This is a genomic window from Streptomyces sp. SolWspMP-5a-2 (genome assembly GCF_900091845.1).
Classification (GTDB): domain Bacteria; phylum Actinomycetota; class Actinomycetes; order Streptomycetales; family Streptomycetaceae; genus Streptomyces; species Streptomyces doudnae.
The window spans coordinates 65,898-84,837 of sequence record NZ_FMCI01000110.1; the positions used below are offsets into that span (position 1 = coordinate 65,898).

At 74.2% G+C, this 18,940-nt stretch carries 19 protein-coding genes; 16 read left to right on the forward strand and 3 right to left on the reverse strand.

Translation table 11 applies throughout. From position 1 onward, the window contains the following. Positions 1–68 precede the first annotated feature (68 nt). The 4 genes from GA0115242_RS10605 to GA0115242_RS10620 all read left to right on the forward strand — a co-directional run bounded on the left by GA0115242_RS10605 (position 69) and on the right by GA0115242_RS10620 (position 3,691). Entirely contained in the window at positions 69–926 is an 858-nt protein-coding gene (locus GA0115242_RS10605; protein ID WP_093826965.1) for a fumarylacetoacetate hydrolase family protein, read from the forward strand. A 48-nt stretch (positions 927–974) separates the two neighbouring features. After that, positions 975–2,291, forward strand: a complete 1,317-nt coding sequence (locus GA0115242_RS10610; protein ID WP_093826967.1) for a hypothetical protein — start codon at positions 975–977, stop codon at positions 2,289–2,291. 42 nt (positions 2,292–2,333) lie between these two features. Continuing rightward, positions 2,334–2,918: a hypothetical protein gene (locus GA0115242_RS10615; RefSeq protein ID WP_093826969.1), complete on the forward strand. Its 585-nt coding sequence runs from the start codon at positions 2,334–2,336 to the stop codon at positions 2,916–2,918. A 179-nt stretch (positions 2,919–3,097) separates the two neighbouring features. Further along, positions 3,098–3,691, forward strand: coding sequence for a hypothetical protein (locus GA0115242_RS10620; RefSeq protein WP_141721567.1), 594 nt, complete (start codon positions 3,098–3,100; stop codon positions 3,689–3,691). 11 nt (positions 3,692–3,702) lie between these two features. Here GA0115242_RS10620 and GA0115242_RS10625 read toward each other — a convergent pair whose 3' ends face one another. The 3 genes from GA0115242_RS10625 to GA0115242_RS10635 form a co-directional block, all read right to left on the reverse strand. Then, positions 3,703–4,572, reverse strand: coding sequence for an LLM class F420-dependent oxidoreductase (locus GA0115242_RS10625; RefSeq protein ID WP_093826973.1), 870 nt, complete (start codon positions 4,570–4,572; stop codon positions 3,703–3,705). Positions 4,573–4,656: 84 nt separating this feature from the next. Beyond that, entirely contained in the window at positions 4,657–5,163 is a 507-nt protein-coding gene (locus GA0115242_RS10630; RefSeq protein WP_176729786.1) for a heme-degrading domain-containing protein, read from the reverse strand. Then, positions 5,160–6,245 carry a Gfo/Idh/MocA family oxidoreductase gene (locus GA0115242_RS10635; protein ID WP_093826975.1) on the reverse strand — a complete coding sequence of 362 codons (1,086 nt, stop codon included), beginning with the start codon at positions 6,243–6,245 and terminating at the stop codon, positions 5,160–5,162. The genes GA0115242_RS10630 and GA0115242_RS10635 overlap by 4 nt, the downstream gene beginning before the upstream one ends. Before the next feature lie 199 nt (positions 6,246–6,444). Here GA0115242_RS10635 and GA0115242_RS10640 point away from each other — a divergent pair, with 199 nt between their 5' ends. From GA0115242_RS10640 to GA0115242_RS10695, 12 genes are all read left to right on the forward strand, one after another. Further along, on the forward strand, positions 6,445–7,926 hold the full coding sequence (locus GA0115242_RS10640; RefSeq protein WP_093826977.1) for an ROK family protein: 1,482 nt from the start codon (positions 6,445–6,447) through the stop codon (positions 7,924–7,926). 146 nt (positions 7,927–8,072) lie between these two features. After that, a complete protein-coding gene (locus tag GA0115242_RS10645; RefSeq protein ID WP_141721569.1) occupies positions 8,073–8,918 on the forward strand; it encodes a hypothetical protein in 846 nt (281 codons plus the stop codon). A gap of 143 nt (positions 8,919–9,061) precedes the next feature. Beyond that, entirely contained in the window at positions 9,062–9,817 is a 756-nt protein-coding gene (locus tag GA0115242_RS10650) for a GntR family transcriptional regulator (RefSeq protein WP_093826981.1), read from the forward strand. A gap of 300 nt (positions 9,818–10,117) precedes the next feature. Then, positions 10,118–11,242: a TIGR03364 family FAD-dependent oxidoreductase gene (locus GA0115242_RS10655; RefSeq protein WP_093826983.1), complete on the forward strand. Its 1,125-nt coding sequence runs from the start codon at positions 10,118–10,120 to the stop codon at positions 11,240–11,242. 23 nt (positions 11,243–11,265) lie between these two features. Next, positions 11,266–11,964: an HAD family hydrolase gene (locus GA0115242_RS10660; protein ID WP_093826985.1), complete on the forward strand. Its 699-nt coding sequence runs from the start codon at positions 11,266–11,268 to the stop codon at positions 11,962–11,964. Between the two features lies 1 nt (position 11,965). Further along, positions 11,966–13,012 carry an ABC transporter ATP-binding protein gene (locus GA0115242_RS10665; RefSeq protein ID WP_093826987.1) on the forward strand — a complete coding sequence of 349 codons (1,047 nt, stop codon included), beginning with the start codon at positions 11,966–11,968 and terminating at the stop codon, positions 13,010–13,012. Positions 13,013–13,178: 166 nt separating this feature from the next. Next, entirely contained in the window at positions 13,179–14,045 is an 867-nt protein-coding gene (locus tag GA0115242_RS10670) for a 2-aminoethylphosphonate ABC transporter permease subunit (RefSeq protein WP_370672266.1), read from the forward strand. Then, entirely contained in the window at positions 14,032–14,829 is a 798-nt protein-coding gene (locus GA0115242_RS10675; protein ID WP_176729787.1) for an ABC transporter permease, read from the forward strand. The genes GA0115242_RS10670 and GA0115242_RS10675 overlap by 14 nt, the downstream gene beginning before the upstream one ends. 51 nt (positions 14,830–14,880) lie before the next feature. After that, a complete protein-coding gene (locus tag GA0115242_RS10680) occupies positions 14,881–15,936 on the forward strand; it encodes a 2-aminoethylphosphonate ABC transporter substrate-binding protein (RefSeq protein WP_093826989.1) in 1,056 nt (351 codons plus the stop codon). A 197-nt stretch (positions 15,937–16,133) separates the two neighbouring features. Then, on the forward strand, positions 16,134–17,627 hold the full coding sequence (locus GA0115242_RS10685; protein ID WP_093826991.1) for an alkaline phosphatase family protein: 1,494 nt from the start codon (positions 16,134–16,136) through the stop codon (positions 17,625–17,627). Positions 17,628–17,701: 74 nt separating this feature from the next. Then, positions 17,702–18,481 (forward strand): HAD-IIA family hydrolase, encoded by a 780-nt coding sequence (locus tag GA0115242_RS10690; protein WP_093826993.1) that lies wholly within the window; start codon positions 17,702–17,704, stop codon positions 18,479–18,481. A gap of 103 nt (positions 18,482–18,584) precedes the next feature. Beyond that, on the forward strand, positions 18,585–18,940 hold a 356-nt coding region (locus GA0115242_RS10695; protein ID WP_093826995.1), incomplete at its 3' end, for a hypothetical protein.

Genomic DNA, 18,940 nt, shown 5'->3' on the forward strand with positions numbered 1-18,940 from the left:
GACGATCGTCCAGTCCTCCGGCGGCCGCACCCGTCGGCGGGCGGAGGACGGCGACGGAGAGGTTCACCATGAAGCTGCTGCGAGTCGGTACGGCCGGAGCGGAACGACCCGCGCTGCTCGACGCCGACGGGGTCCTCCGGGACCTCTCCGGCGTCGTCGCCGACATCGACGGGACGCTGCTCGCCGACGACGCGGCCCTCGCCCGGGTCCGGGCCGCCGCCGACGCCGGGGAACTGCCCGCGCTGGAGGCGGCCGGGGTGCGGATCGGGCCGCCGCTCGGGCGGATCGGCAAGGTCGTCTGCATCGGGCTCAACTACCACGACCACGCCCGCGAGACCGGCGCCGAGCCGCCCGCCGAGCCGGTCGTCTTCCTCAAGGCCGCCGACACGGTGATCGGGCCGAACGACACGGTCCTGGTGCCCCGCGGCTCCGTGAAGACCGACTGGGAGGTCGAACTCGCCGTCGTCATCGGCCGCACCGCCCGCTACCTGGACTCGGCGGCCGACGCGCTCGCCCACGTGGCGGGGTACGCCGTCGCCCACGACGTCTCCGAGCGCGAGTTCCAGATCGAGCGCGGCGGCACCTGGGACAAGGGCAAGAACTGCGAGACGTTCAACCCGCTCGGCCCGTGGCTCGTCACCGCCGACGAGGTGCGCGACCCGCAGGACCTCGCCCTGCGGCTCTGGGTCAACGGCGAGCTGAAGCAGGACGGGACCACCGCCGAGCAGATCTTCCCGGTCGGCGAAGTGGTGCGCTACGTCAGCCACTTCATGACCCTCTACCCTGGCGACGTCATCAACACCGGCACCCCCGCGGGAGTCGCCATGGGCCACCCGGACCCCAAGCCCTACCTCCGCGCGGGCGACGTGGTGGAACTGGAGATCACGGGCCTGGGCAGGCAACGCCAGCAACTCGGGCGGGCCTGACGGGAGTCGGGGCGGCTAGCGGAGCTTGAACGAGGGATCAGGATCAGCATGCGGACGGTCAACCCGGACGACTTGGAGCGCCTGGCCGACCTCATGGACGGCAGGGGAGGTCTCGCGAGCAAGCTCGACGAGGCGTTCTCGCGCGCGGCCTCGCTGGGTGTGACCGACCGGCTCGCGAGTCTCAGACCTATGCGGACCTGGGTCGCGGAGACCGCGCCCGACCTCCGGAAACGCGCCGCCATCGCCCGCGACGACCAGGTCTTCGAACGGGGGGACAGGGAGACGTACAGCGAATGGCTGGCGCGCGTCGAGGCTCACTGTCTGGCCAAGGCGCCGGGTCTGGACGGGATCGGCGAGAAGAAGATCGCTGACTTCCTCGACGGTGCCGGAGACATCGCGGGTGTCGTGAAAGTCGGCGGGACGACAACCTTCGCTGGGCTGAGTCTGACTGGAGTCCTTTACCGGAACTCCTGGCACAGCGGTCTGCTGCGAGCGGGGGTGAAGTCAACCTGGTGGGACCGGGGCGGCACGATCCGCAAGACCACCGGGGCATCACTGCGCGGCTTCTCGGTCGGAGAGATCCGGTCCCTGGTCGCTCCTGGTAGCTGGATGCCCGGCCAGGTCGGGAACGCGTTCGCGAGAAGCAGTCTCTATCAGGATGCCAGCCGGATTCCCTTCACCGCCTCCCGTCGGCTCTCGCTCCTCGGAACCGTCTGGGACGGTTTCCGTGCGATGCCTGTCCTGCGCTCTCCTGCTGTCTCCCGTGGGATCGAGCTCGTCGTAGGGTCCGACGAGCTCGCCATGAAGTACGGCGGTCGGACGCACTCCGAGGCCCTGGTGAGCCGCGCCGGCCACACCAGTCTGGTCAGGGTCTTCCGGTCCGCCTCGTACCTGCAGAAACTGAACAACGCCCGGCCCGCGGTCATCGCCGCCGGAAAGGCGAGGTCGCCCTTTCTCAAGGGGGTGGGCGCGGCGGCCGGGGCGGGCGGGTTCATCCGCTGGGCGGGCATCGGGACGAGCATCGTGTCGACCGGGATCAGCGTCGCGAATGTCTGTGCCCAGGGGAATCCCCGCGCGGCCTTCAAGAAGAAGGGCGCGGGGTACGTGGCCGACCTCGCCGAGGTCGGATTCAATGCCTCGCTGACGGCGGCGATGGTGGCGCCGAACCCGGTGACCGTTGGTCTTGCCGTCGGTACGGGCATCCTCTACGGAGGCGCCAAGGCCGTCGAACACTGGGAAGACATCAAGACGGCCGGTGGAAAGGCGACGGACTGGGTCGGCGACAACGCCTCGAAGTTCGGGAAAGGCGTTGCCCAGGGTGCCAAGAGCGCGGCTCGGGCCGTCAACCCGATGAGCTGGTTCTGACACGGTTGTGGACTTCAGGAGTGAAAGCGTGGGAACGGACCGATGACGGACGTGCGTTTCGAGTTGCGGCCCTTCTTCGGCAGGGGGGTGCACGGTCGGGCCGGGGTGGTCGGCGGGGTCGGGCGGGTCACCGTCGAGGTGGTCCGGCGGAAGAAGTCCGGGCGGGCCGGGCCCCCGCAGTCGGACGTGCGGGTGTCAGGGGACGGCGTGCCGGACGTCGTGTACCAGCCCCTGTGGACCGCGCGGCCGACGATCAGGAACGCCCGGCTGAGCGTCGGCGGCGCACCCGTGCGACTCGCGTTCAACCGGCGGGCGGTGCGCAACGAGGCGCGCGGACTGACGTTCGAGGCCGCCGGGCGGGCGTACCGCTACGTCGCCGGGAAGGGCGGCTGGGGCGGGACCCTGACCCGGGACGGTGTCGTCGTGGCCCTCACCCTGGGGAAGAACCCCGCGGGCCGGGGCATGAGCAGCTTCGGCGAGGTGACCGGCCCGGCCGACGGAACCGATCTCGCCCTCGCCGCCCTCTTCGAGGAGGTCGACACCCTGGAGATCACGGCCACCGGCGCGGTGACCGGGGTGGTCCACCGGATGCTCACCCCCCGGGTCAGCGAGGCGTACCCGGAGTAGGGACGGCCGCCCCCGGTCGGTGCGGGCCGCGACCGGGGCGTCGTCCCGTCCGGATCGGCCGCCCCGCGACCCCGGACGGTCCGCGACCCCGGGCGGTCCGGGACCCCGGCCGCCCCGCGACCCCGGGTGGTCCGGGACCCCGGGTGGTCCGGGGCGGCGGTGGAGCACGGGAGAGGAGCGTGACCAGGGTGGACGGTCGGTTCGAGTTGCGGCGGTTCCGGGGCAGGGGGAAGAGCGGGTGGGCCGGGGTTCTCGGCGCGTTCGGTGAGGTCGTCGTCGAGGCGCGGTGGCGGAAGAGTTCCGTGAAGTCCGGGAGCAGCCAGCCCGAGGTGCTGGTGTCCGGGGACGGGGTGCCCGCGATCCGGTTCCTGACGGTGGGGCCGGGCAGGCCCACCCTGCGGAACGCCCGGCTCACCGTCGGGGGCGAACCCGTGCCGGTCGCCTTCGACCGGAAGGGGCTCAGCAACACGGCCCGCGCCCTGACGTTCACCTGCCGGGAGCGCGCCTACACCTACGTCGCGGAGAGCTGGGACCGCGGGGGCACCCTCAGCAGGACCGGGGTCGTCGTCTCGGTCCGGCGGGGCAAGAGCCCCTCGGGGCGGGGGAACAGCGCCCTCGGCACCGTCGAGGGCGCCGCCGACGCCGTCGATCTCGCGCTGGCGGCCCTCTTCGTGGCCGTCGACACCCAGGAGTTGACGACCGCCGGGGCCGTCGCCCATGTCCTGGGGCGGGCCCTGAACCCCCGGTCCCCCGAGCCCGTCAGCACCGGCTGAGGGGCCCCGGGTCAGCCCAGCAGGCCCGCCAGGCGGCGCCAGCCCTCGCGCGGGAGGGTGTCCCGGGGCGAGCCGTCGACGAGTTGGAGCGCGACGTGGTCCGCCCCCGCCCCGAGGAACTCCTCCACACGGGCGCGGACCGCGCTGTCGTCACCCCAGGCGAAGACCCGGTCGACGAGACGGTCGCTGCCGCCGTCGGCCAGGTCGGACTCGGTGAAACCGTGGCGCAGGAAGTTGTTCGTGTAGTTGGGCAGCGACAGATAGGGGGCCAGGCTCTCCCTGGCCAGCGCGCGGGCCGTGGCCGGGTCCGGTTCGAGGACCACCTTCAACTCCGGTGCCAGCAGCGGTCCGACGCCCAGCACACCGCGCGCGTACGCCGTGTGCTCCGGGGTGACCAGGTACGGGATCGCGCCCGCCGCCCGGTCGCGGGACAGCTCCAGCGTCCTCGGGCCCAGCGCCGCCAGCAGCCGCCGGTGCGCCGGGACGCCCGCCGCGTCCAAAGCGTCCAGATAGCCGACCAGCGCCGAGACCGGACGCCGGTACTGCTCCGCCAGCTTCGCGTGGCTCACGCCGAGCCCCAGCGCGAAGCGGCCCGGGTGCGCCGACTCCAGCTCCGCGAACGCCGCCGCGGTCTCCTCGGCCCCGTGCTGCCAGATGCTCTGGATGCTGGTGCCGACGACCAGCGTCGAGGTCGCCTCCACCAGCGGCTCGGCGTGCCGCACCGCGCTGTTGCCGCCGAGCCACACCGCCCCGTACCCCAGCTCCTCCAACTCGGCCGCCGCCTCGCCGAGTTCAGCGCGCCGGGTCGGGTCCTCGGAGCGCAGCCCCACGCTCCAGACGCCGTACCGTCCGACGGACTCCTTCACCGTGTGGTCGCTCATGCTGGCTTTCCCTCCGGTCGGTGTGCCTACGGCGATGCCAACCGGAGGGTGCCTCACTCTCTTCCCGCGGGGGCGGCGACGCGCTCAGCGCCCGCCGAGAAACTCCTCCAGCGCCGCCACCACGAAACGGTGGTCCTCCACCTGCGGCAGCCCGCTCACCGTCACCGCGCCGACCACCCCGGCGCCCGTCACGGTGATCGGGAACGAGCCGCCGTGCGCCGCGTACCGGTCCGGGTCGAGCCGCGACGACTCCTCGAACGTCGTCCCCTTCTCCCGGAACCGGCTGCCGACCAGGTACGACGCGCTCTGGTAGCGCTCCACCACCCGGCGCTTGCGGGCGATCCAGGCGTCGTTGTCGGGCGTCGAACCCGGCAGCGCGGCGTGGAACAGCTGCTGGCCCGACCGGTGGATGTCGATCGCCACCGGCGCCCGGCGCTCCCTGGCCAGCTCCACCAGGAGCGAGCCGAGCGCCCACGCGTCCTCGTGCGTGAACCGGTCGAAGACCAATCGCCTTTCCTGCGCCTCCAGTTCCGCCACGGTCGGCGTGATCTCGGGCCGCAGCCCCGGGGCGCCTCCTCCGTCGTGCGTCACAGGTCCACCGCCACCCCGTCGCGGGCCGAGCGCCGGGCCGCCTCCAGGACGTCGAGGGCGTCCGCCGCCTCCGCCGCCGTCACGGGGTTGGCGCCGCCCCCGGTGAGGGCCGCGGCCACCGCCGCGTAGTAGGCGGGGTAGTCGCCCGGGACCGTCCGGCGCGGGTCGCCGCCGCCGGTCAGCGGGGAATCCCCGGAGCCGACCCGCCCCCACATCGACTCGGGCTCGGTGCCCCAGTCGGCCCGGCCGCCGGGGCGCCCGCCCTCGCGCAGGTCGGCCTCCTGCGGGTCGAGGCCGTACTTGACGTACCCGGCGCGCGACCCCAGCACCCGGAAGCGCGGCCCGAGTTGGGCGGCCGTCGCCGAGACGTACAGGTGCGAGCGGACCCCGCTCGCGTGCGTGACGGCGATGAAGGTGTCGTCGTCCGTCTCCGCTCCCTCGCGGCGCACGTCCGCCTCCGCGTAGACCCGGGTCGCCGGGCCGAACAGGACCAGCGCCTGGTCGACGACGTGGCTGCCGAGGTCGTACAGCAGCCCGCCGATCTCCGCCGGGTCCCCGGACTCGCGCCAGCCGCCCTTCGGCCGCGGGCGCCACCGCTCGAACCGCGACTCGAACCGCCAGACGTCCCCCAGCTCGCCGTCCTCGACCAGGCCGCGGAGGGTGAGGAAGTCGTTGTCCCAGCGGCGGTTCTGGAAGACGGACAGCAGCAGACCGCGCCGCTCGGCGAGCGCGGCCAGCTCGCGCGCCTCGGCCGCGGTACCGGCCACCGGCTTGTCCACGACCACCGGCAGCCCCGCCTCCAGGGCGGCCACGGCGAGCGGGACGTGCGTCTTGTTGGGCGACGCGATGACGATCAGGTCCAACTCGGCGGCTCGGGCGAAGAGTTCGTCCGGGGTGGGCGCGATGCGGACGTCCGGGAACTCGGCGCGGGCCTGCCGCTGCCGCTCGGGGTTCGAGGTGGCCACCGTGTCCAGGACGAGGCCCTCGGTCGCGGCGATCAGCGGGGCGTGGAAGACGGAGCCCGCGAGTCCGTAGCCGACGAGGCCCACGCGCAGAGGGGAGCCGGGGGGAGTACCAGTCATGCCGTCCACTTTGGCAACGCTGTTGCCAAAGTGCAAGGGCGGAGGAGAATGGCGGCGTGGACGGGACGACGACGGATGTGAGCGCGATGGCGGACGCGGAGGTCCGGACGGGCCGCGGGGCGTGCGGGGCACGCGGTGTGTGCGGGGAGCGCGGTGCGTGCCCGGGGGCGGGGGAGCGCGGGCGCCCGGGTGGGTCGCGGTGAAGGGGGCCGGGGCCGGGGGCGCCAATCTGCTCGCCGTGCGCAGCCACAACACCGCGCTCGTCCTCGACCTGCTGCGCGCCGCCGGGGCCGGGGGCGTCAGCAGGCTGGAGCTGGCCGAGCGGACCGGGCTCACCCCGCAGGCGGTCAGCAAGATCACGGCACGGCTGCGGGAGGAGGGGCTGGCGGCGGAGGCGGGCCACCGCGCGTCCACCGGCGGCAAGCCCCGCACCCTGCTGCGGCTGGTCCCGGAGGCGGGCCACGCGGTGGGGGTCCACCTCGACCGCGACGGGGTCCGCACGGTCCTGGCCGACCTCTCCGGCACCGTGGTGGCCGACCGATGGGCCCCGGTGGACTTCGCCGCGGGGGTCGAGGCGGTGGTGGAGGCGGTGGTACGTGAGGTGACGGCGGGGGTGACGGGGTCGGTGAGTGGGGTGGTTCCGCCCGACCCCGCGGACCCGACGGACCCCGCGACCGAGCCGCGAGGCGTCTCCGACCCGGGGTCCCCTGGCGACCTCCGATCCCCGTGCGGCGCCCATTCCGGGCCCGGCGCTGCCCTGTCCCCGGGAGGTGCGCACCCCTGGCCCGGCGCTGCTCTGTCCCCGGGGGGTGCCGATTCCGGGTCCGGCGCTGCCCCGTCCCCAGGGAGTGCGCACCCCTGGCCCGGCGCTGCCCCGTCCCCGGATGGTGTCGCCCCGGCTGCTCCCGGACCCAGGTTCCCGCCGTCGGCCACGTCAACAGGCACCACCGCGCGCGCACTTGGCGAATCCGGGTTCCCCGGACCGGACGCCTCGACAGGCACCCCCGCCGGCCCCGTTCTCCCCGTTCTCGGTGTCGGTGTCGCTCTTCCCGGGCCGCTCGATCATCCCCGTGGGGTCCTGCACCGGGTCACCGGGTTTCCGGAGTGGGACGGGTTTCCGCTGCGGGACGTGCTGGCGCGGCGGCTCGGGGTGCCCGTGACCGTCGACAAGGACACCAACGCCGCCGCCCTCGGACTCGCCCTGGGCGGCGCGGCCGGGGCCGGTGAACCGTCCTTCGCCTACCTGTACTTCGGCACCGGGCTCGGCGCCGGGCTGGTCCTCGGCGGGGTCGTGCACCGGGGCGCCAGGACCGGGGCCGGGGAGTTCGGGCACCAGGTCGTGCAGCGGGACGGCCCGCCGTGCGGCTGCGGTGACCGCGGCTGCGTCGAGGCGCTCTGCCTGGCCGCGGTGGCGCGGGGCGACCTGGCGGAGGCGGGACGCGTGCTCGGCGTCGGCGCGGGCAACCTCGTCGCGCTGCTCGACGTCGATCTCGTCCTGCTGGGCGGGCGGACGGTCACCGAGGCGCCGGAACCTTTCCTCCGCGGGGTGACCGCGGTCCTCGACGCCCGCGCCCGCCGCACCGGCGAGCCCCCGCCCCGGGTCAGGGTGGCGGAGGGCGGGGTCGCCGAGGGCGCGGCCCAACTGGTGCTGGCCCCGGTCTTCGGCCGGGCCGCCGACTGACCCCGGCCGCGGAGGGACCGGAGAGGAAGGGCACTCCGCGGTCCGACAGTCGGTCAATCCGTCTTTCATCTCATCGGGTGGTCTTCCCCCGGCCCCCGGCGTGTCGGCGGCCCGTCCCGGCCCGGGTCCCGCACGCTCCTGTGTCCATGCGACGGTGCACGTCCCCGGTCCTCTGCCTTGCCGCAGCCGCCCCCCTCCTTCTCGCCGCGCCGCCCGCCCACGCGGGCCCCGGCGCCCCCGCCCCCGCCCCCTGCGCCGACGGGCCCCGGTTCCCCCTCACCAGCCGGATCGAGGGCGGGCCCGGTGTCTACGAGGCCGGCGGCCGATCCGGGACCTGGTCGTTGAAGCTCACCAACACCACCGGCATGAGCTGCGGCGACGTCCACCCGGTCGTCGTCCTCGTCGACGAACTGCGGGAGCTGCGGCCCGACCAGACGCGTCTGGAGTTCGACGACGCCAAGCACCGCCCGCACCCCGTCCACCTGGAGACCACCGACGAGGACGAGCTGGTCGGCGCCTTCGACGACGGGGTCCCCGGATTCACCGTCGGCCCGAAGGAGACCGTCTCCGTGACGGTGCGGCTCGCGTTCGCCGCCGACGCCGAGCCCAACGGCGTCACCGTCAAGGCGGCCGTCGTCCAGCGGCGCGGGGACAAGGGCGACTGGGTCGGGCGGTCCGACGACTACGCCTTCCGCGTGGAGCGCGGCCCCGGGTCCGACCCCGACAGCGAGTCCCGGTTCGGCACCGGCGTCGTCCCCGGCGCCTCCCACCCCCGACCGGCGGCCGTTCCACCGGCCCCGTCTCCCCGGCCGACCCCGCCCGGCCCTCGTCCTCCGGGCCGGTCCCCGCGCCGCCGACCGGGTCCGCCGCCGCGTCCGGTTCCGCGCCCGCCGTCGGCCCGGGATCCGGACTCCCGCCGGGCGAGCCCTCCGCCGCCGCCTCCCGGCCCGGACGGCTGCCCCTCGCCGACGAACTCGCCGCCACCGGGCTGACCGGCACCCGGGGCATCCTCGCCCTCGCCGCCGTCCTGCTCGTCTCCGGCGGCGCCCTGCTGCTGGCCCGCAGGCGCCGCTGACGTCGTCGCAGACGGGTGCCGCCCCGCCGCCCGGCGGCACCCGTCTGCGACGATCCCTGCGTGGACTACCCGAACGACCAGGCCCCCGGCGCCCCCGTCCGCTCCGGCATTCCGGAGCACGGCCGCATTCCGAAGTACTACGCCGTCAAGGCGCGCATCGACGATCTCGTCGGCGAGCTGGGGGAGGGGGCGGTGATCCCCACCGAGCGCGATCTGTCCGAGCGGTACGGCGTCGCCCGGGAGACGGTCCGGCAGGCGCTGCGCGAGCTGGTGCTCGAGGGAAAGCTGCGGCGGCAGGGGCGCGGCACGGTCGTCGCGGGGCCCAAGCTGGAGCAGCCGCTCTCCCTGGCCAGCTACACCGAGGGCGTCCGGCGCCAGGGCCGCACCCCGGGCCGCAGCCTCGTCACCCTCGACCGTTTCCCGTGCCCCGGGCCGCTCGCCGCCGAGACCGGTCTGGAGCGCGGCGAGCCGGTCTGGCACCTGGAGCGGGTGCTGCTCGCCGACGACGAGCGGGTGGGCCTGGAGTCCACGTACGTCGCCGTCGCCCGGGTGCCCGACCTCGGCACCGGGTTCGACCCCGACTCCTCCTTCTACGCCTACCTCCGCGACCGGGGCATCGGCTTCGGGGACGCCGACGAGCGGATCGAGACGGTGCTGGCCACCCCGCGCGAGGCGCTGCTCATCGGCACCCCGCCCGCCCTGCCGATGCTGCTGATCCACCGCGTCTCGCGGGACACCGGGGGGCGCCCGCTGGAGCGGGTGCGCTCGCTGTACCGGGGCGACCGGTTCTCCTTCACCACCCGGCTGCGCGGCTGACCGCCTCCCCCCCGGCACAGGGGCTCCCGCCTCACAGTCGCCCGCGGGGTTCCCGCCTCACCGCCGCCCGCGGTACTCCCGCCTCACCGCCGCCCGCGGGGACCCGGTCGCAGCGCAGCCCCCGCCGGAGGTGCTTCCGCCGGTTCCCGCGGAGGTGCCTCCGGCCTCCCGGGTGCTCGGCCGGCACCTCCGGAAGTATCACGAAAAGATAACGGGTCTAGCCCAAACGTGATGGGTCGTTCAGGCTTTCGTCGTCAGCCGGATTCCTCCGGTTCCCCGAGCGCGAGGAGCGTGAACGTCGTGAGAGTGACAGTCGTCGGAGCAGGCGTGGTGGGCACCATGCACGCCTGGCACGCAGTGGAACGCGGCCACGAGGTCGTCCAGATCGAACGCGAGGCGGAGGCGCGCGGCGCCTCGCTGCGCAACTTCGGCCAGATCTGGGTCAGCGGCCGGGCGGGCGGCGCGGAGCTGGAAGCAGCCCTGCGCGCACGGGAGTTGTGGGAGGACATCGGGCGGCGGGTGCCCGCGGTCGGGTTCCGCGCCAACGGCTCCCTGACCCCCGTGCGCGGCCCCCTCGAACTCGCCGTCGCCGAGGCCGCCGTCGCCCGGGACGACGCCGCCGCCCGCGGCCACAAGCTGCTGACGCCCGGCGAGGCCCGCGCCCTCAACCCGGCCCTGCGCGGCGAGTTCACCGCCGCCCTGTACTGCGAGCGGGACGCGGCCGTCGAACCGCGCACCGCCCAGCTCGCCCTGCGCGAGGAGCTGCTGAAGTCCCCGCGCTACACCTTCCTGCCGGGCCGCGAGGTCCGCGAGGTGACCGGTCCCGGCACCGTCCGCGACGACCACGGCGACCTGCACCGCGCCGACGCCGTCGTCCTGTGCACCGGCGCCTGGCTCGGCGGCCTGGTGCGCGAACTCGCCGGGCCCGAACTGCCCGTGCGCCGGGTGCGGTTGCAGATGATGCAGACCGAGCCGCTGGGCGAACCGCTCACCACGTCGGTCGCCGACGCGGACAGCTTCCGCTACTACCCGGCCTACGCCTCGCCCGCCCTTGACGCCCTCGACGCGGGACTGCCGCAGGCGCCGACGGCCGCCGCGCACCGGATGCAACTGCTCATGGTGCAGCGCGCCGACGGATCGCTGACCATCGGCGACACCCACGAGTACGAGCACCCGTTCGCCTTCGACACCCTCGAAGACCCCTACGACCACCTCGCCGGCGTCGTCGAGTCGCTGCTCGGCCGACCGCTGCCGAGGATCAGGCGGCGCTGGGCCGGGGTGTACGCCCAGTGCACCGACCCGGCACGGGTCGTGCACCGCCAACGCGTCGCCGACGGCGTGTGGTTGGTCACCGGGCCCGGCGGGCGCGGCATGACCTGCTCGCCCGCCATCGCCGAGACGACCGCCGACGCCCTCGGATGGTGAGGGACGTGACAGAGAGCAAGGACATGACCGTGACCCACCCCGACATCCGGCTCGTCGTGCTCGACATGGCCGGCACCACCGTCGCCGACGGCGGCCTCGTCGAGCGCGCCTTCGCCGCCGCGGCCGACGCGATGGGCGTCAGCGCCGGTTCCGCCGAGCACGCCGAGCACCTGGCCCACGTCCGCGCCACCATGGGCGAGTCCAAGATCTCCGTGTTCCGGCACCTGTTCGGCACCGAGGAGCGCGCCCGGCAGGCCAACTCCGCCTTCGAGGCGGCCTACGGCGACCTCGTCGCATCGGGGCTCGCCGCCCCCGTGCCCGGCGCCCGCGAGAGCATCGAGGCGCTCCTCGGCGGCGGCCGGACCGTCGTCCTGACCACCGGCTTCGCCCGGGTCACCCAGGACGCCCTGCTCGACGCGCTCGGCTGGCGCGACCTGGTGCCGCTCACCCTCTGCCCGGCCGACGTGGGCGGGCGCGGGCGCCCCTACCCCGACCTGGTCCTGGAGTCGCTGGTGCGGACCCGGGGCGCCGACGACGTCCGCCAGGTCGCCGTCGTCGGCGACACCGCGTACGACGTGCTCAGCGGCGTGCGGGCGGGCGCGGGACTGGTCGCCGGGGTGCGCACCGGGGCCCACGGCGACGCCGAGTTCCGCGCGGCCGGGGCCACCGAGGTGCTCGACTCCGTCGCCGACCTGCCCGCCCTCCTCGGAGAGCTGGGCTGACATGGGCATCCGCTTCGACTCCGTCACCGTCGCCTACGACGGCGACGTCGTCCTCGACGCCCTCGACCTCACCGTCGCGCCCGGCGAGGTGATGGCGCTGCTCGGGCCGTCCGGCTCCGGCAAGACCACCGCGCTGCGGGCGGTCGCCGGGTTCGTGCGGCCGCTGTCGGGGCGGGTGCTCCTCGGCGGGCGGGACGTGACGGATCTGCCCCCGTACCGCCGGGGCATCGGCATGGTCGTCCAGCAGTACGCCCTCTTCCCGCACCTGCGGGTCGAGGAGAACGTCGCCTTCGGGCTCAGGGCCCGCGGCACGCCCCGCGCCGGGATCCGCGCCCGGGTCGCCGAGGCGCTGGAGATGACCGGCATGGCCGCCTACGCCCGCCGCCGCCCCCGCGACCTCTCCGGCGGTCAGCAGCAGCGCGTCGCCATCGCCCGCGCGCTGGCCGTCCGGCCCGGTGTCCTGCTGCTCGACGAACCGCTCTCCGCGCTCGACACCCGGCTGCGCTCCGGGATGCTCGCCGAACTCGCCAGGCTGCACCGCGAGTTGCCGGACGTGTCGATGCTGTACGTGACCCACGACCAGATCGAGGCGCTGACCCTCGCCGACCGGATCGCGGTCATGGACCGGGCCAGGCTGCGCGCCTGCGGCACCCCGGCCGAGCTGTACCGGCGACCGGCCGACGCGTTCACCGCGTCCTTCGTCGGCAACGCCAACCTCCTCCCGGTGACCGCGGGCACCGGCACGGCCGTCTTCGCCGGGACGGAGCTGACGGTCGCCACCGGGGGCGTGGCACCGGGGGCGCGGGCCACGCTCTGTGTCAGGCCGCACCTCGTCGGGCTCGGCGACGGACCCAACCGGCTGCCGGGCACGGTCACCGCGATCCAGTGGCGGGGCGCCACCCACCGGCTCCTGGTGGACGTCGGCGGCCACGAACTCACCGTCGACGTACCGGAGTCGACCGCTGTCCCGGCCGACGGCGCCGAGATCACGGTGCACTTCGCCACGGAGGACGTGGTGCTGCTGCCCGCGGGGGTGAGCCATGACTGACCCGACCGGCCGAGGCATCCTCCCCACGACGGCCCCGACCGGCCGCCCGGAACACCCCGCGACATCCCCGACCCGCCACCCGCAACACCCCACGGCCCCGCCGGTCAACTCCCCTATTTCCGGGGGCTCGCAGAAGCTGCCCCCGACCAGGCCGGTCACCTCCCCCGTGTCCGCGGGCCCCTCGGGCCGGTCCGCCCGGCGGTGGCTGCCGGGGTCCGCCGGGCCGGTGCTGTGGGCGCTGCCCCCGGTCGTCCTGCTCTGCCTCTTCTTCCTCTATCCGCTCGCCCTCGTCCTGCGGCAGTCCGTCAGCCCCGACACCGGCGGCACCTCCCTGCGGCCCTACGCCGACGTCTTCGCCTCCGCAGCGTTCCGTGAGGCGCTCGGCACCACCGTCTGGCTGGCGCTCGCGGCCACCGCGGGCTGCCTGCTCCTCGGGTTCGCGCTGGCGCTGGTCATCGCGTTCGTGCCGTTCCCCGGCGCCCGCGCGGTCGCCCGCTTCGTCGACGTCTTCCTCTCCTTCCCCTCCTTCCTCGTCACCCTCGCCCTGCTCTTCGTCTACGGCCGCGTCGGCATCGCCAACGGGCTGTGGACGGGCCTCACCGGCGCCGCCGAAGGACCCTTCCGGTTCCTCACCACCCCCTGGGGCGTGCTGCTCGCCGAGATCACCTACTTCACGCCGTTCGTGATGCGGCCCCTGCTCGCCGCGTTCTCGCAGCTCGACACCGCCCAACTGGAGGCCGCGTCCAGCCTCGGGGCGCGGGCCCCGCGCATCGTGCGCCGGGTGATCCTGCCGGAGGCGCTGCCCGCGCTCGCCTCCGGCGGCAGCCTCGTCCTGGTGCTGTGCCTGAACGAGTTCGGCATCGTCCTGTTCACCGGCGCGAAAGGCGTCACGACCCTGCCGATGCTCGTCTACAGCAAGGCGATCCTGGAGTCCGACTACCCGGGCGCCTGTGTGGTCGCCGTCGTCAACGTCCTGATCTCCGTGGGTCTCTACGCCCTCTACCGGATGGTGAGCCGTCGTGCTGGTGCATAGCCGCCGGGCCAGGTGGGCACTGTGGGCCGGGTTCCTGGTCCTCTTCGTGCCGCTGTTCGCCCTCCCGCTCCTCGTCGTCCTCGGCGCCTCCCTCGCCACCCACTGGTCCGGCGTGCTGCCCTCCGGCCCCACCCTCGACCACTACCGCGCCGCGACCCGGGGCGAGGCGCTCGGGGCGCTCACCACCAGCCTGGTCACCGCCGTCACCGCGAGCCTGCTCGCGCTGATCGCCGGGACCTGGGCCGCCCTCGCCGGGACCGCCCTGGGCAGACGCGGACGCCGGGTCCTGGACGCCCTGTTCGTGCTGCCCGTCGCGGTGCCCTCGGTGGTCGTCGGACTGGCCGTGCTGGTCGCCTTCTCGCAGCCCCCGCTGCTGCTCAACGGCACCCGGTGGATCGTCGTCGCCGCCCACACCGTGCTCGTCACCGCCTTCGCCCACCAGTCCGTGTCGGCCGCCCTCGACCGCCTCGACCCCGCCTACGCGCAGGCCGCCGCCTCGCTCGGCGCCCGCCCGGGGTACGTGCTGCGGCGGGTCGTGCTGCCGCTCCTGCTGCCCTCGCTCACCGCCGCCACCGGTCTCTGCTTCGCTCTGTCCATGGGCGAGTTGAGCGCCACGATGATGCTCTACCCGCCCGACTGGACGCCGTTGCCCGTGCTCATTCACGCGGCCACCGACCGCGGCTCCCTGTTCACCGGCTCCGCCGTCGCCGTGGTCCTGATGGCCACGACCCTGCTCGTCCTGTCGGCCGTCTCCCGGATCCGCACCCGCGCCTCCTACCGCTGACCGACGCACCCGTCCCGAACACCCCTTTTCCCGCCAGGAGTTCATCCCGTCATGCGCAGAAACAGCCTCGCCCCCGCCGTCGCCCTCTGTCTGCTCGCCACCCCGCTGCTCTCCGCCTGCGGCGGCACCTCGTCCGCCGCCGACGAGAAGGTCGTCACCGTCTACAGCGCCGACGGCCTCAAGGGCGAGAACGGCGATGGCTGGTACGACCGGGTCTTCGCCGACTTCACCAAGAAGACCGGCATCAAGGTCGAGTACGTCGAGGGCGGTTCGGGCGAGATGGTGCAGCGCGCCGTCCGCGAGAAGGGCAACCCGCAGGCCGACGTCCTGGTCACCCTCCCGCCGTTCATCCAGCAGGCCGACGGCAAGGGCCTGCTGGCGGCCTACCGTCCCGCCGGGTCCGACCGGGTCGCCGCCGACGCCAAGGCCGCCGACGGCACCTGGACCTCCGTCGTGCAGAACTACTTCGGGTTCGTCTACAACAAGAAGGAGCTGAAGAAGGCGCCGGTCACCTGGGACGAACTCCTCGGCGGCGGCTACCGCGACAAGCTCCAGTACTCCACGCCGGGCGTCGCGGGCGACGGAACCGCCGTCCTGGTCAAGGCGATCCACGACTTCGGCGGCAAGGACGCGGCCCTCGCCTACCTGAAGAAGCTCCAGACCAACAACGTCGGCCCGTCCGCCTCCACCGGCAAGCTGGCGCCCAAGGTCGACAAGGGCGAACTCCTCGTCGCCAACGGGGACGTGCAGATGAACTACGCCCAGTCCAAGACCATGCCGAACCTCGGCATCTGGTTCCCGGCCAGGCCCGGCTCCGCGCCCACCACGTTCGCGCTGCCCTACGCGGCCGGTCTCGTCACCGGCGCACCGCACGACGGCAACGGCCGCCGTCTGCTCGACTTCCTGCTCGGCGACGGCGCCCAGCGCCAGGTCAGCGCCGTCGGCGGCGGCTTCAGCGCCCGCGACGACGTGCAGGCGACGGACGCCGACGCCGTCGCGCTGGACGCGCTGATGGACGGCGTGGAGATCTTCCAGCCGGACTGGAACGACATCGAGGAGAACCTCGCCTCCTACGTAACGGCCTGGAAGACGGCCACCGGCAGCTGACCCACCCGCCCTCACCGCCCCCGCCCACTAACCACCTTTTTCTGCAACCGAGTTGACCGACCCCGAACCGCCCCGGGCCCCACCCGAGTGCACCGACGGCCAACCGCCGCGGCCCGCAACCGGGCCGACCGGTGGCCGCCCCCCCATCTCTCTCCCCCCCACACGCCACACGTCCGTCCACCCTCCCGGAGGTCCCCGTGTCGTCCCGTGTGTCCCGCCGTTCCCTTCTCGTCTCCGCCGCCGCGCTCGCCGTGGCCGCGGGACCGCTCGCCCCCGTCGCCCGAGCCGCCGTCAGGAAGCCCAAGGTCCTGCTCATCGGCCTGGACGGCGCCCTGCTCGGCCGGATCAGGGACGCCGCGGCCCCGCACCTCGGCGCCCTGATGGCGGCCGGTCTCACCGCGCCCAGCAGCATCTACGCCGACCCGCTCGCGCCCACCCTCTCGGGACCCGGCTGGTCGACCCTGCTCACCGGCGTCTGGCCCGACCGGCACCAGGTCAGGGACAACGCGTTCACCGGCGCCCGCTTCGACCTGTACCCCGACTTCCTGACCCGCGCCGAGACCGCGAACCCCGCCCTCGCCACCTACGCCGTCTCCTCCTGGGCGCCGATCACCGACACCGTCCTCTCCGCGAAGGTCGACACCCGGGTCTCCACCCCCGGCGCCGAGTACGACACCGGCACCACCGCCCGCGCCGTGGCCCGGCTGCGGGACGCCGACCCGGACGCGGTCTTCGTCCACCTCGACAACATCGACCACGCCGGACACGGTCACGGCGCCGCCTCCCCGCAGTACCTGGACGCCGTGCGCACCGCCGACGCGCAGGTCGGGGAGATCGTCGCCGCCGTCCGGGCCCGCCCCGGGTACGCGGCCGAGGACTGGCTGATCATGGTCACCGCCGATCACGGGCACACCGACGCGGGCGGCCACGGCGGCTCCACCCTCCAGGAGCGCCAGACCTTCCTGATCGCCACCGGCCCCACCCTGTCCGCCGGTTCGGTCCGCCACGACGTCAAGATGCCCGACGTCGCCGCCTCCGCGCTCGCCCACCTCGGCATCGCGATCGATCCCGCCTGGAACCTCGACGGCCGCCCGCTCCAGCGGCCCGCGCCGGACGACTTCGACACCCTGCGCGGCCTGCTGGGCACCCGCGTCGACGAGACCGGCATCCCCGCCTCCGCCGTCGGCTTCACCCACACCCCGCCGGCCGGCTGGTCCGTCGACAACTCCGCGATGGGCACCGGCGGGGTCACCGAGTGGCGCGGCTGGTCCTTCACCACCGACGAGTTCTGGACCCAGTCCCAGCGCGACCAGAGCCGCGAGGGCAACGTCCGCGCCCGGAACGTCTTCGCGGTCGCCGACGGCGACGAGTGGAGCGACCGCGCCACCACCGGCGTCTTCGACTCCACCCTCGTCAGCCCCGCGTTCCCGGTCACCGGCGGACGCGCCGCCACCCTCGCCTACACCACCCACTACCGCCACGAGTCCCCGCAGCGGGGCGAGGTCCTCGTCTCCTACGACGACGGCGCCCCCGTCCCCGTCCGGACCTACACCGCCGACGCGCTCTCCCGCGCCGAGACCGTGACCCTCCAGGTCCCCGCGGGCGCCACCAGGGCCCGCGTCCGCTTCCGCTACACCGGCGGCAACAACTGGTACTGGGTGGTCGACGGGGTCAGGATCACCGGGGCCTGACTAGGCTGGGGGCGTCGGCACGCCGTGGTTCCGGCGCCCCTTCCGCCCCGCACGTTCGCCTGGAGACGCAGAACATGGCAGACCGCAAGCCCATCGAGTCGTGGCTCACCGACATGGACGGCGTCCTCATCCACGAAGGCGTGCCGATCCCGGGCGCCGACGCCTTCCTGAAGAGGCTGCGGGAGTCCGCCAAGCCCTTCCTCGTGCTCACCAACAACTCCATCTACACCCCGCGCGACCTGCACGCCCGGCTGCGCCGCATGGGCCTCGACGTGCCCGTGGAGAACATCTGGACCTCCGCGATGGCCACCGCCCAGTTCCTCGGCGACCAGCGTCCCGGCGGCACCGCCTACGTCATCGGCGAGGCGGGCCTCACCACCGCGCTGCACGACATCGGCTACGTCCTCACCGACCACGAGCCCGACTACGTCGTCCTCGGCGAGACCCGCACCTACTCCTTCGAGGCCATGACCAAGGCGGTCCGGCTGATCGCCGGCGGCGCCCGCTTCATCTGCACCAACCCGGACGAGACCGGCCCCTCCACCGAGGGCCCCCTCCCGGCGACGGGCGCGGTGGCCGCCCTGATCACCAAGGCCACCGGCAAGCAGCCCTACTTCGCGGGCAAGCCCAACCCGCTGATGATGCGCACCGGGCTCAACGCGATCGGCGCCCACTCCGAGAGCAGCGCGATGATCGGCGACCGCATGGACACCGACGTGCTGGCGGGCATGGAGGCCGGGATGCAGACCTTCCTGGTGCTGACCGGGCTCACCCGGCCGGAGCAGGTCGAGGACTTCCCCTACCGCCCGTCCCAGATCGTCGACTCGATCGCCGACCTCGTCGACCTGATCTGAACCCCCTCGGAACCGTTTCCCACCCGGACGGAGCAGTCCGGCCCCGCTGAGGATGCGGGGCCGGGCCGCTGCGGGAAGTCTCCGGATGACGGGAGGTTTCACGATGGGTCCACTTCGCCTGACGCTCTGCACGGGACTGCTCGCCGCCTGCGCGCTCACCCCGGCGGCCCACGCGGCGGACGGTCACGGTGTCTCGGTGACGCCCTCCACCGCCGCCCCGGGCGCCGAGATCGCGCTCCGGGTCACCGGCTGCCGCGGTACGTCCGGCACCGCCTCCTCGCCCGCCTTCGCCGGTGACGCCGAGCTGTCCCCGCACCGCGGCGCCCTGATGGGCGGCACCCGCGTCGACGCCGCCGCCAAGCCCGGCTCCTACGACGTGCGGGTGCGCTGCGCCGACGCGGAGACCGGCGCGCGGATCACCGTCGTCGCGAAGGGCGCCGCACCGACCGCGCCCGCGCC

Coding starts and splice junctions, on each gene's coding strand:
- GA0115242_RS10615 (WP_093826969.1), top strand. CDS start 2,334: ATGACGGACGTGCGTTTCGAGTTGCGGCCCTTCTTCGGCAGGGGGGTG.
- GA0115242_RS10635 (WP_093826975.1), bottom strand. CDS start 6,245: ATGACTGGTACTCCCCCCGGCTCCCCTCTGCGCGTGGGCCTCGTCGGC.
- GA0115242_RS10680 (WP_093826989.1), top strand. CDS start 14,881: ATGCGCAGAAACAGCCTCGCCCCCGCCGTCGCCCTCTGTCTGCTCGCC.
- GA0115242_RS10610 (WP_093826967.1), top strand. CDS start 975: ATGCGGACGGTCAACCCGGACGACTTGGAGCGCCTGGCCGACCTCATG.
- GA0115242_RS10625 (WP_093826973.1), bottom strand. CDS start 4,572: ATGAGCGACCACACGGTGAAGGAGTCCGTCGGACGGTACGGCGTCTGG.
- GA0115242_RS10660 (WP_093826985.1), top strand. CDS start 11,266: ATGACCGTGACCCACCCCGACATCCGGCTCGTCGTGCTCGACATGGCC.
- GA0115242_RS10605 (WP_093826965.1), top strand. CDS start 69: ATGAAGCTGCTGCGAGTCGGTACGGCCGGAGCGGAACGACCCGCGCTG.
- GA0115242_RS10665 (WP_093826987.1), top strand. CDS start 11,966: ATGGGCATCCGCTTCGACTCCGTCACCGTCGCCTACGACGGCGACGTC.
- GA0115242_RS10645 (WP_141721569.1), top strand. CDS start 8,073: ATGCGACGGTGCACGTCCCCGGTCCTCTGCCTTGCCGCAGCCGCCCCC.
- GA0115242_RS10690 (WP_093826993.1), top strand. CDS start 17,702: ATGGCAGACCGCAAGCCCATCGAGTCGTGGCTCACCGACATGGACGGC.